Below are 12,259 nucleotides of genomic sequence, written 5' to 3'. Positions count from 1 at the left end.
AAGATATGTTTCTGTAAACTCTCTTTAAAAAGTAAAAAGGAGGACTAATCACGCTGATTAGTCTCTCCTTTTATTGCTTTTTACTCTTATTTAACCCGTGCTCCGTTTTGCAGTGACTCCGCTACCTGAGCGAGTGCAAGTACACCATCTTTTTCTCCTGCAAGGATCATCCCCTGCGAGAGCTCTCCTCTCAATTTTACCGGCTTTAGATTTGTTACACAGACAACTTTTTTGCCAATGAGGTCCTTTGGCTGATAAAATTTTGCAATTCCTGAGACAACCTGGCGTTTTTCAAAGCCCAGATCCAGCTGCAGCTTTAATAGCTTGTCGGTTTTTTTCACCGGTTCACAATCTGTTACTGTAGCAACGCGGAGGTCTACCTTCATGAAATCCTCGATAGTGATTTCTTCCTCAAGCTCCGGAATATCTTCCGTTGCAGCTTCAGGGACTGCTGTACCGCCCGTCATTTTCCCTTGAATATAAGCAACCTCATCTTCAACCTCAAGTCTCGGGAAGATCGGCTCCCCCTTTTCTACGACTTTAACACCCTCTGAGATCGCGCCAAATGAAGAAAGGCTATCCCATGTTAAGTAGCGCTCTTCCGTTAACTGAAGCTGCTGCAGGATAAATGCAGGTGTTTGAGTAAGGAACGGCTGAAGCAAAACAGCAATACGGCGCAATGTTTCTGCCAGATGATTCATTACTGTTGCAAGCTCTTCTTTTTTACTTTCATCCTTTGCCAGCACCCAAGGCTGCGTTTCATCAATGTATTTATTTGTTCGGCTGATAAGCTGCCAAATAACAGAGAGTGCAACGGAAAACTCCATTTTCTCCATTGAATCCTGGTAATTTTCAACTGTTGCTTCATTCAGCTCAAGCAGCTGACGGTCATATAACCCTTCAGATCCTCTGTAAACAGGGATTTCACCGTCGAAATACTTGTTAATCATCGCAACGGTTCTATTTAACAGATTACCCAGGTCATTAGCCAAATCAAAATTAATACGCTCAACAAAGCCTTCCGGCGTAAAAATGCCGTCTGATCCAAACGGAACTTCTCTTAGTAGGTAGTAACGAAGAGCATCCAGGCCGTAACGGTCAATTAAGGTAACAGGATCTACGACATTTCCTTTCGACTTGGACATTTTACCGTCCTTCATTAGAAGCCAGCCATGTGCAAATACTTTTTTAGGCAATGGCTGATCAAGCGCCATTAGCATAATCGGCCAATAAATCGTATGGAAACGGACAATTTCCTTACTCATTAAATGAACATTTGCAGGCCAGAATTGCTTATACTTCTCTTCATTATCAGAGCCGTAGCCGAGTGCCGTAACGTAATTAAGCAACGCGTCGATCCATACATAAATAACATGCTTTGCATTGCCCGGAACCTTTACTCCCCAGTCATATGTCGTACGTGATACAGCTAAATCTTCAAGACCCGGCTTAATGAAATTATTAAGCATTTCATTTTTACGGGACTCAGGCTGGATAAATTCAGGATTTTCCTCATAATACTTTACCAAACGGTCGGCATACTTGCTCATACGGAAGAAATAAGACTCTTCCCGCACCTTTTCAACCGCATGGCCGCTGTCAGGACTGTTCCCGCCGATCACCTTGCCGTTTTCATCAAGCTTTTTATCAATCAGCTGGGTTTCAGTATAAAAGGTTTCATCCGGAATTGAGTACCAGCCCTCATATTCGCCTAAATAAATATCTCCCTGATCCAAAAATCTCTGGAATACCTTTTCAACAATATCTTCATGACGCTTTTCTGTTGTGCGGATAAAGTCATCGTAGGAAATCTCCATCGTTTTCCAAAGATCCTGAATGCCTTCTACAATTTCATCCACATAAGCCTGAGGAGAAATTCCTTTTTCTTTTGCTTTTTCCTGGATTTTCTGACCATGTTCATCCGTCCCGGTCAGATACATCACATCAAAGCCGCGTAATCGCTTATAACGCGCCATCGCATCGCCAGCCACTGTTGTATAGGCGTGCCCAATATGCAATTTGCCGCTTGGGTAGTAAATAGGGGTAGTAATGTAAAATGTCTTATTAGACTGACTCACCGAAAATCCTCCTCACGTTGCTTCACATTTACCGTCAGAAAACCAATGCTGACGCGTATTCATATGCTAAAAAATATACCGGAAAATAAACGCTATTGCAACCAATGGAGTGAAACAGTTACGTTTCTGTCAGACTTCCTGGGACTCAAAAAAAGACACAATCTTACATACATGGATTAAAAAAATGCCGCGCGGAAGTTTCTCGCGCAAGCATTTTTTACCAGCTTAAAATCGCATTGATGGTCTTCTGTTTATTTTTTTACGTAGTGCAGCATTACAATTTGATTATAGATTTCCGTTCCTTTAAGCCTTAATTCAGTAAATGCAGTCCCTTTTGGAAACAGCGGGATCCCTCCACCTAACACTACCGGGATCACAGCAATATAATATTCGTCGATCAGCTCTGATTCTATACATGCTTTTACAATTTCTCCGCCGCCCACCACCCATACGGGACCACCATGCTTTTTCTGTAAATTCGGCAGCAGGGTTTTGACTGTTTCTGATGTAAAGGAGGCATATCCATCCTCCATCTTTGTCCGTGACAGCACATAAACCGGACGATCCTGGTAGGGTTTTTCCTCTGTCATTTTCAGGACTTCCTGATACGTCCGGCTGCCCATCACTATGGAAGAAATTCCACTGTAAAAGTGCTCGTATCCATTATCCCCCTCTCCCTCAGCTTCAAGCAGCCAGTCAAGCGAATGATCCTCTTTTGCAATCATGCCATCGAGACTCATAGCAATATATAAGACGTTTTTACTCATGTCTTTCATCTCCTTTCTACCGTTAGTGTATACTTTAATTATGACAATAAACGTCGTAATTAAAAGGAGTACGTATTATATGAATAATCGCCAACTGACCATCATGCGCATGCTCGAGCCAAACAGAAAATTCACTGCTTCAGAACTAGCCGGACGCTTTGGTGTATCACTAAGAACCATCCAGCGAGACCTAGAAAAACTTCAGCAAATCGGCTTCCCTCTTTATTCCGAGCCAGGCAGACATGGGGGGTACCGGGTGCTTCCCAACCGATTGCTGCCGCCGCTTCAGTTAAATGAAAATGAAGCACTGGGGCTTTATTTAATGCTGCATTACTTTCAACAACTGCCTGATCTTCCATTTAATGAAGTGCGAAGCCATCTTGCTGAAAACTATTTTGCTGAATTGCCTGATTCTACAAAGGAAAAAATCAGGCTGGTTGAAACGAAAGTAGTATTTAAGCTATCTGCTCAAGCGGGCAAACATAATTGGACGACCCTCATCTTGCAAGCAGCGCTCGAACAACAGGAGCTCTTCATCACGTATGAATCTCCAAATGGACAAAAAGATGTCACGGTTTTCCCTCTGGGCCTTTATTTTGATCAAGCATGGTATATGCCGGCCTTATATAAAGATCATGTATTATTGTACCGCGCCGACAGAATCCATTACGCAAAAATAGGGGATAAGATAGATCATCAGCTCCCATTATTAACTGACTGGCTGAATCGTCCTGAGGACCGACCTTCTGTCCAAACAGTACTAGCGTTCAGTTCTGAAGGCGCGCGCCGTGCAAAAGCAGACCCGTTATTCAAAGCAGTATCAGAAGGCATTTGGAGAGGAAGTATTCCTTATGCGGAGTTATCCTATACAGCATCTCAGCTTCTTTCCTACGGGCCTCACGTAAAAGTATTGGAGCCTCAAGAGCTTGCAGAACAGATAAAGCAGCATTACACAGAAGCACTTAAGCAGTACGAGTAAACCAATGAGTGGTCTAAAAAGGCGGATTTAAGCTTAGGGAGATGACAAACGTCGAGAAATAAAATGATCGATAGAATACTAGCTTTATTTCCAATTTTCCTCGAAATAAAATTATATTTTGAATAGTTTCTCGTTAGCATTTGTCGAGCAAATATACTTTTATTTGAAATTATGTCGAACCTACTGCACATGTTGAAGATTTTGTCGAACAGTCCAATAGTTTGAATTAAATTCATTTCATTTACACTTACATATATTTCATGATATAGTGATAAATGTAGAAGTAAAATACTGTTAAAATCCTATGAACCTAGTATTATCAGTCATTCAGCCAATAGTAATTTTTTTGGTATTTGCACCACTTATTTATTGACGTATATGGGAAACGTTGGTATGATGATAGCACAAAGAGAAATTTGTCGAATGTTGACGAAAAAGTTTAAATAATAAAAAAACTATTTTGAGAGGGGATTTTCAAATGAAATCAACAGGAATTGTTCGTAAAGTAGATGAATTAGGCCGTGTGGTTATTCCAATCGAGCTTCGCCGTACACTAGGTATTGCCGAGAAGGATGCTCTTGAAATTTACGTGGATGACGAAAAAATTATCCTAAAAAAATATAAACCAAGCATGACTTGCCAAATTACTGGTGAGGTTTCCGATGATAATCTGAAGCTTGCCGGCGGCAAACTAGTTCTTAGCCGTGAAGGTGCAGAATTACTTATTAAAGAAATTCAAAACAACCTTCAAGACGCTTAATTAACAAAAATGTAAAGCCTGTTCAAGCTTTTGCTTGGACAGGCCTTTTTTTATGCATTATCTACATGATACGCTTGATAAATATCTCTTTTTGATTGCCCGCGATCCTTAGCGGCTTCCTTAATCGCTGCTTTAGAAGATAAGTGATCATTTTCGATGTAGTGGTTGACGTGCTGTTCGATGGATAAATCCTCCCACCAGATTTCTTCCGTCTTATTCCATTCCTCAAACGGGGCTCCTTCAACGATTAAACAAAATTCACCACGTAGTTCATTCTCCTCTGCCCAGGCAAGTCCATCTTCCAGACTCCCCCGAATAAATTCCTCGAATTTCTTCGTTAATTCTCTTGATATAACAATTTTACGTTGACTTCCGAGGATTTCCTTCATCTCCTTTAACGTGTCCTTGAGACGATGAGGAGATTCATAGAGGACAAAGGTTGCAGGAATCGTTGATAAAAACGACAGCTCTTCTCTTTTTTCTTTTTTCCCTCTCGATAAAAACCCATAATAATAAAAAGGCTGCGGCACAAGACCGGATGCGATTAATGAGGTTAGCGCTGCATTTGCACCCGGCAGTGGAACCACATTTATTTTTTCTTCAAGTGCCTGACGGACAAGCTCAAAGCCTGGATCAGAAATACATGGCATCCCGGCATCACTTACTAATGCCACCTGCTCCCCTTTTAACAGACGCTCGATCACTTTTTCACCGCTCGTCTCTTTATTGTGCTCGTGATAGCTGATAATAGGAGTGGAAATTTCAAAATAATTGCAGAGCTTTCTTGTGTTTCTTGTATCCTCAGCAGCAATGACATCTGCTTCCTTTAGCAGCCGGACTGCCCGGAAGGTCATATCTTCTAAGTTCCCAATAGGAGTGGGCACTAAATAGAGCCTGCCTTCAGTCATCTCATTAAAGCTTTGCTGTGTCGAAATCATGCAGTGCCTCCCTTTCTAAAAGATATTGGTTTTTTTTGGCTCTTGAAAGCTGCTTGAAGGAGTATTCAGCCTGCATTGCTTCTCTTTTTGTTTCAAAGCGCTCTGAATGCAAAAGGGAAACCGGAAGACGCGTTCTTGTATACTTCGAAGCCTTGCCCTCATTATGCTGGTTCAGCCGCCGCATCAGATCAATCGTATATCCTCCGTAGTAGGAATTGTCCGCACAGCGGAGTACATAAAAGAAATGACTATTCAGAGTCTCCATATAAGATCTCCTTTATCTCTTTTGTGTATTCTCCTTTATCATCATAGACATAAAGAGGTGGGAGTATTTTCACATCTACTTTTCCGTCTTTTGTTCCTTCAATTAATACCGTGTTTGCTTCCTTTCCCATTTTGGGATACACAAACCGGATTCGCTTCGGCTCCAGACGGTATTTTCTCATAAGCGTGATAATATCAAGCAGCCGGCCAGGACGATGAACAAATGCAGCTTTGCCTCCCTGCTTTAAAAGCTCACTGCTCACCTTGATCGTATCTTCAAGGGTGCACATAATTTCGTGCCGTGCGATCGCGAAATGTTCATTTAAATTTTTCTCCTCAGATGAAGGTGTCAAAAAATAGGGCGGATTACAGGTGACGACATCATATTTGGCATAGCCGAGTGCCGGTGTTACCACCTTTAGATCCTCATGCACCATTGATAGCTGCTGGTCCAGCTGATTGTGAGCAATGCTTCTGACCGCCATATCATATAAACGCTCCTGGATCTCTACTCCGACAATCTTTCCCTTAGTCCGGGTGCTGAGCAACAGAGGAATCACCCCATTGCCTGAACATAAATCCACGAGGCTTCCTTTTTGAATCGGAACCTGAACAAATCGGGCCAGCAGGACAGCATCCAGCGAAAAAGCAAAAACAGTCGGGCTTTGAATGATGGTCAAATCCTCTGCCAGCAAATAATCCAGCCGCTCATCTCCAATTAGCTGCATGAAAAGCAACCTCTCTTTCTTCATAAAAAAAGAGCCGGCGATTATGCCCTGGTCCCTTGACGCTTTTATGCGCGACAGAGAAACCATGGTCATTAAACGCAAGCCCCCATTTATTGCTGATTTATTTCTTGTTTAAAAAGGACAAGCAAAACAAACAATCTTCATCCTTGCGAGGACTTCCAAAATGGATATTACAGATATGAAAGCCTTCCTGATAAAGACGGGCCAGATTGTCGTAGCCTTCGCCAATATCTGAAGCTTGTCCTTCTCCTGCCTTATTCTTCCCCTTAGCCGCACCGGCTTTTTTCCGGGAGTTTTCAAGCTGCTCCAAGCGCCGGCGTAAATGATCATTTTCAATTTGAAGCGAATGGTTCTCTTCCATCATTTCAGCCAGATGCTGCTTTAGCTCCCCCAGCTGCTGATACAAGTGTCCTATTTGCTGCTCCATATTGGTGACGGAATCAAAGAACTCCTTCTTATCCACGAACTCCACCTCATTACTCTGTGGCTTGAATTGATGCAATATCGCTGTTCATAATTTCTTCAAGCGTGTATTCCAGGGTGCGGTCCTGGCCCTTCATTTCAATCTGCATCACACGCTCCAGCATATTAAGACCAACCACTTTCCCTTTGCCCTCAGGCGTATCAACAAATTGGCCCAGATCAGGCATTTCCTCTTTTGCTGCTTCATATTCATCATTCTCATATTTCAGGCAGCACATAAGACGACCGCAAAGACCTGAGATTTTTGCCGGGTTCAGCGAAAGATTTTGATCTTTGGCCATCTTAATGGACACAGGTTCAAAATCGCCTAAAAAGGTGGAGCAGCAAAGCATGCGTCCGCACGGACCAATACCGCCAAGCATTTTCGCTTCATCCCGTACACCAATCTGTCTTAGTTCAATCCTTGTTCTAAATACGGAAGCCAGGTCTTTAACCAGATTTCTGAAATCAACGCGTCCATCTGCTGTAAAATAAAAGATGACTTTGTTACGGTCAAATGTGTATTCTACATCGACAAGCTTCATATCTAAATCATGCTCACTGATTTTGCTGGAACATACCTCATAAGCATGAAGGGCTTCATCTTTATTTTCCTGAACCGATAACCGGTCCTTCTGATCTGCAATGCGCACGACCTTTTTCAAAGGCAGTACGACATCATTTTCATCTACCTTCTTGACGTCTACAACAACTTTTCCATATTCTACTCCGCGCACAGTTTCCACGATGACATAATTATCCTTCGCTATTGGAAGCTGGTTTGGATCAAAATAATATATTTTGCCCGCTTTCTTAAAACGGACGCCTACTACCTCATACAAGTGCAGATCCCCCCTGCAGTTTAAGCATCAGCTGCTCCATAAGCAGCTGTGTATTCATATTTTGGTGTAACTTTCTCTTGGCTTCCAAAATGGTGGTCAATTGATCTGATAACTGCTTCGTTGACGTTTGAAGCGCATCTTTTTGAAAAACTTCAAGCTGATCAGGATAAGAAAGGTGGTCAAGCTTGTCCGTCTGAATGTAAAGGAGATCTTTGTATATATGAAGAAACAAATCTAATGATTGTTCAATTTGTTCTTTTTCTTTAAAATGCGGCAAGTACTCACTTTGAAGACGCGTCATCGCTTCAAAGGGATGAACTTTTTGCACTTCATACAATTTTAACATGATTTTTCGCGCTTGTACAAACCACTCATCTGTGCTTAGCCGAATAGCTTCCTCCTGCTGGTTTGTCAGCTTGGAAAGCAGCGCCGCCATTGTTGGATGCACTTCCTGTTCAATCAGGCGTTCCTTAAATAAAACAGGCGACAGCGATTGAAACGGAATATGCTGGCATCTGGATAAAATAGTAGGAAGCATTAGCTGCATTTGTTCGGTAAGCAAAATCGCGGTTGTAGAAGGATGCGGTTCCTCTAAAAATTTCAGCAGTGAGTTGGCAGCCTGGGAGGTCATTTTATCAGCGAAATTAATAATATAAGTCTTTCGCTTCGATTCCACCCCTGATTTACTGAATTCCTCCTGCAAGGCCCTGATCTGATCTTTTTTAATCGACAAACCATCCGGCTCAACCACATGCACATCCGGATGGTTGCCGCTTGTGATCCGCTGGCATTGATCACAGGTCTTACAGGGGATCCCTTCAGTTGGGCGTAAACAAAACAACCCTTGCGCGAGAAACAGTGCCATATCCTTTTTACCCGTGCCGCGTGCGCCTTCAAATAGATAAGCATGCGCAACTCTATGTTTAGCGAGACTATGCGCAAGCATTTGAGCAGCAAGCGGCTGCCACTGCTGTAGCTCATTCCAGGTTGCAGCCATTTCAATCCCTCATCTACTTATATTAGTCAATTAATTTCTTTTCATTAACGTCTGGCTTAAAACTGATGGAACTGTTCAATCGGCAGAACGAAAACCGTCGCACCGCCAACCTCTACTTCAACAGGATAAGGAATATAGGAATCAGCATTTCCACCCATTGGTGAAACAGGCGCCACCATTTGCTCCCGTGAACGGCAGCTCTCATCGATCACCTTAAGTGCCTTATCGACAAGATGGTCCTCTGTTCCAATCATAAACGTGGTATTCCCTGACTTTAAGAATCCACCTGTACTAGCAAGCTTTGTCGCACGGAAATTATTTTTCATTAAAGCAGTGGACAGGCGGCTGCTATCCTGGTCCTGTACTACAGCTACTACCAGTTTCATGAATTCCACCCTCTTTCCTTCTAGAATTAGTTCCAATTATTATTTCTATTATAACAAGAATGTTAAAGCATTACTAAATCATTCTTGAATCTTATTTATAAGCTATTCATCTGTCAGTACAGCAGTGATCATTCCAAGCGCTTCTTCGCTTACTTTTTCAATTAATTTTGAAGCGTCAACCGTCTTTATTCTTTCCGGGAACCGCTCTAGCAATAGCTGATATCCCTCATATACCTTTTGATGAAACGACAGTTCCTCAAGGTCGAGGCGGTTTACCTCACGCCCCTGGTTTTTCATAATTCGCTCCATTCCCTTTTCAGGATCAAGATCAAAATAAAGCGTACAATCAGGCATCTGATCATCAATGGCAAATTGGTTGATGCTCCAAACCTCATCGATCCCTAGTCCTCGGGCATGACCCTGGTAAGCAAGGGAGCTGTCAATAAAACGGTCACATAAGACAATTTTGCCCTGTTTCAATGCCGGCAATACCTTTTCCACTAAATGCTGACGGCGGGCTGCAGCATACAGCAGGGCCTCTGTACGGCTGTCCATTGCGGTGTGCTCAGGATTTAATATGATCTCCCGAATTTTCTCCGCAATATCAATGCCGCCCGGCTCTCTCGTAAGCAGTACATCATATCCTCTTTTAATTAACGCTTTTTCCAGCTGCTTAATAACCGTCGTCTTTCCCGCGCCCTCTGGTCCTTCTACTGTTATAAATTTCCCTGTAGTCATGTGGTTCCTCCAAAATCTTTTACAATCTTTATTTCTCCGCTGTCAATACGCTGTTCTCCCTGAAAGCGAAGATGCCTGCCAGCCCAATGTAACAGCCGGATAATTTTATCATTCGTAAGTCGTTCTCCTGCTATTATAAAAGGAATGCCCGGAGGATATGGAATAATCGAAGCCGCTGCAATCTTTCCTTCAGCATTTTCTAGTTTAACCCACTCAGCCTGTGCATTTTCTGCCTCTGCTGCCGGCATCGAAAGCTCCTTAACAGGCTCGCCTCGTGCCACTTCATACACAGGTAGGTCCTTTACGCCGGACTTTACATCCCTAGAAATTTCCTTTAGTGCCAAGATCATACGTTTAAACGCATCCTGATAGGATATCCCTTTTTTAAGTAAGGGAAGAATCAGCAGCACCTGAAGAGGATCAGCCAGTTCAGGGTAAATAAACCGCTCCTCAAGCTTCTGCTGAAGCTCATATCCCGTTAAGCTCCTGACACGAATCATAAGCTTTAAAGGGTCCTCTGCTTCAATCACTCTTACTCCTTCTATAGCTTCAAGCTCCGATAAAAACCAATCACGCTCTGCAGTAAACCAGCTGATATCGTCCTGCGTATAACCTGCGAGAAAAGCACGCGCTTCATCCAATGAAGCCATGATTAAGTAGGAAGGGCTGCTTGACTGCAGCATCGAAAGCACACGCTCAACCTTTTTCTGATCAATCGCTGCCTCCTTGCCAATGTGAAGATAGGAGCCCATTGTTAAAGCAGGAAGTGTCTTATGTGCAGAATGCACCACCAGATCCGCCCCGGCCAAAAGAGCCGATTGAGGAAAAGGGGCACCAAGCGTCAAATGAGCGCCATGTGCCTCGTCCACTAATACAAGAAGACGATTCGCTTTAGCAGCCTGTATAAGCCCCTCGATATCTATTGTATGGCCGTAATAAGAGGGATACGTAATCACCAGTGCCTTTGCTTCCCGGTACTTCATGCAAGCCTGTTGAAGAACCTTTGCAGACAATCCGCTTGCCGTACTGGTTTCAAAATGGACCTCAGGCTCCAGGAAAACCGGTTTAACCCCGCTTAACGAGCAGGCATTCATAATAGACTTATGGCTGTTGCTTGCAATCAGCACCGTATCACCTGGATTACAGCAGGCTAAAAGCATCGTCAAATTCCCTACGGTAGACCCATTAACTAAAAAATAGCTTGCAGCTGACTGGTAATGAGAGCGCAGTAACTCCATCGATTCCTTAATCGCTCCCTCAGGTGCGTGCAGATCATCCAAAGTAGAAAGTTCTGTCATATCAAACTGACCGGCAGCCTGAAGAAATGCAGCTTGTCCGATCAATCCGTTTTTATGGCCCGGCACATGAAAAGAAACCGGACTGTTCGTTTTAAATTTTTCAAGCGCTTCAACTAAAGGTTTTTGTTCCTGATTCATTTTTTTCACCTGTCTTTATCTACCCTTGATTGTACCATCTCATTTCATTAAAAAATAGCCAGACCTGAAGTCTGGCTACCTCTGTATCATCTTCTATGAATCAGCATGATCTCTCCGCAAAATATGAATCCAGCGATCATACGAGTGATCGTCCATTTTCAAGGTAATAAGTGATTGCTCGCACCAGGAGCAAATTAGTTTATTCTGCACCTGTATTCCCCGTTTATACCTTCTGCTGCACGCTTTGCACACCTTCATCCCACTCCACTCCTCCACTTCTCGATGTCTTTTATCATCAAGTATGGACACGAATAATCGAATCTAATCCTAATTATAGTATTCGAAAGGATAGGGAATGTGCCTACAAAGATTGTCTGATTGTTGTGTACGAAAAAGGCGAAAAATTTTATACTCGTTTACAACCCTGTGCTGTTTCAGTCCTTATCAGGGGTGTTGAGACGAATGTGCATCTCATCCCATTTACCGGTTCACTGCGCTTCAGATGGACGCTTTCCGCGGGGCGGGGCTTGAGCTAACTTGCTAACGCAAGTGGATCTCAAGCTCCCGCTTCATCCCGCAGGAGTCGCCATCTTCCGCTCCGTTCACCTCCCGTTTCTTAAACGAATAGTCATATAACTTGTACTTTACAGTTATCACTATATCTCAAACTCACTGGGTACCATCTGCGCTCGCTGCGGCTTCCAAGCCTAGCGACGTCCTACTCTCACAGGGGAACCCCCAACGACCATCGGCGCTGGCTGCGGCTTCCGATACACGTCGAATCTCTTCGTCCGCTTCGCTCACTCGGCTCCTCACGTGCGCTGCACGCTCCGGTCCTCCCTCACTCACGTCCTCGACCTTCT

At 43.4% G+C, this 12,259-nt stretch carries 14 protein-coding genes; 2 read left to right on the top strand and 12 right to left on the bottom strand.

The features are described 5' to 3' along the window. Positions 1-86 precede the first annotated feature (86 nt). A complete protein-coding gene (gene metG / locus C4B60_RS20370; RefSeq protein WP_104059805.1) occupies positions 87-2,078 on the bottom strand; it encodes a methionine--tRNA ligase in 1,992 nt (663 codons plus the stop codon). Between the two features lie 251 nt (positions 2,079-2,329). Then, on the bottom strand, positions 2,330-2,845 hold the full coding sequence (locus C4B60_RS20365; RefSeq protein ID WP_245154065.1) for a dihydrofolate reductase family protein: 516 nt from the start codon (positions 2,843-2,845) through the stop codon (positions 2,330-2,332). Positions 2,846-2,924: 79 nt separating this feature from the next. Here C4B60_RS20365 and C4B60_RS20360 point away from each other — a divergent pair, with 79 nt between their 5' ends. Beyond that, entirely contained in the window at positions 2,925-3,824 is a 900-nt protein-coding gene (locus C4B60_RS20360) for a helix-turn-helix transcriptional regulator (RefSeq protein WP_104059803.1), read from the top strand. A 478-nt stretch (positions 3,825-4,302) separates the two neighbouring features. Next, positions 4,303-4,584, top strand: a complete 282-nt coding sequence (locus C4B60_RS20355) for a transition state genes transcriptional regulator AbrB (RefSeq protein ID WP_041054547.1) — start codon at positions 4,303-4,305, stop codon at positions 4,582-4,584. A gap of 50 nt (positions 4,585-4,634) precedes the next feature. Here the strand turns inward: C4B60_RS20355 and rsmI are convergent, their stop codons facing one another. The 10 genes from rsmI to C4B60_RS20305 all read right to left on the bottom strand — a co-directional run bounded on the left by rsmI (position 4,635) and on the right by C4B60_RS20305 (position 11,654). Further along, the gene (gene rsmI / locus C4B60_RS20350; protein WP_104059851.1) at positions 4,635-5,519 is read right to left on the bottom strand and encodes a 16S rRNA (cytidine(1402)-2'-O)-methyltransferase; all 885 of its coding nucleotides are present in this window, start codon (positions 5,517-5,519) and stop codon (positions 4,635-4,637) included. Continuing rightward, positions 5,497-5,787 carry a GIY-YIG nuclease family protein gene (locus C4B60_RS20345; RefSeq protein ID WP_104059802.1) on the bottom strand — a complete coding sequence of 97 codons (291 nt, stop codon included), beginning with the start codon at positions 5,785-5,787 and terminating at the stop codon, positions 5,497-5,499. Before C4B60_RS20345 ends, rsmI begins: the two co-directional genes overlap by 23 nt. Next, positions 5,771-6,514, bottom strand: a complete 744-nt coding sequence (locus C4B60_RS20340) for a tRNA1(Val) (adenine(37)-N6)-methyltransferase (protein WP_104059852.1) — start codon at positions 6,512-6,514, stop codon at positions 5,771-5,773. The genes C4B60_RS20345 and C4B60_RS20340 overlap by 17 nt, the downstream gene beginning before the upstream one ends. A gap of 121 nt (positions 6,515-6,635) precedes the next feature. After that, the gene (gene yabA / locus C4B60_RS20335; protein ID WP_104059801.1) at positions 6,636-6,998 is read right to left on the bottom strand and encodes a DNA replication initiation control protein YabA; all 363 of its coding nucleotides are present in this window, start codon (positions 6,996-6,998) and stop codon (positions 6,636-6,638) included. Positions 6,999-7,011: 13 nt separating this feature from the next. After that, on the bottom strand, positions 7,012-7,839 hold the full coding sequence (locus tag C4B60_RS20330) for a PSP1 domain-containing protein (protein ID WP_104059800.1): 828 nt from the start codon (positions 7,837-7,839) through the stop codon (positions 7,012-7,014). Continuing rightward, on the bottom strand, positions 7,832-8,836 hold the full coding sequence (gene holB, locus C4B60_RS20325) for a DNA polymerase III subunit delta' (RefSeq protein WP_104059799.1): 1,005 nt from the start codon (positions 8,834-8,836) through the stop codon (positions 7,832-7,834). The genes C4B60_RS20330 and holB overlap by 8 nt, the downstream gene beginning before the upstream one ends. Positions 8,837-8,892: 56 nt before the next feature. Next, on the bottom strand, positions 8,893-9,222 hold the full coding sequence (locus C4B60_RS20320) for a cyclic-di-AMP receptor (protein WP_104059798.1): 330 nt from the start codon (positions 9,220-9,222) through the stop codon (positions 8,893-8,895). Positions 9,223-9,324: 102 nt separating this feature from the next. After that, on the bottom strand, positions 9,325-9,960 hold the full coding sequence (gene tmk, locus C4B60_RS20315; RefSeq protein ID WP_104059797.1) for a dTMP kinase: 636 nt from the start codon (positions 9,958-9,960) through the stop codon (positions 9,325-9,327). Beyond that, positions 9,957-11,396, bottom strand: coding sequence for an aminotransferase class I/II-fold pyridoxal phosphate-dependent enzyme (locus tag C4B60_RS20310; RefSeq protein WP_104059796.1), 1,440 nt, complete (start codon positions 11,394-11,396; stop codon positions 9,957-9,959). The genes tmk and C4B60_RS20310 overlap by 4 nt, the downstream gene beginning before the upstream one ends. Positions 11,397-11,489: 93 nt before the next feature. Next, positions 11,490-11,654 (bottom strand): sigma factor G inhibitor Gin, encoded by a 165-nt coding sequence (locus tag C4B60_RS20305; RefSeq protein ID WP_104059795.1) that lies wholly within the window; start codon positions 11,652-11,654, stop codon positions 11,490-11,492. Positions 11,655-12,259: the final 605 nt, after the last annotated feature.

Source organism: Jeotgalibacillus proteolyticus (genome assembly GCF_002926065.1).
Classification (GTDB): domain Bacteria; phylum Bacillota; class Bacilli; order Bacillales; family Jeotgalibacillaceae; genus Jeotgalibacillus; species Jeotgalibacillus proteolyticus.
This window is presented reverse-complemented; position numbering and strand designations above follow the sequence as displayed.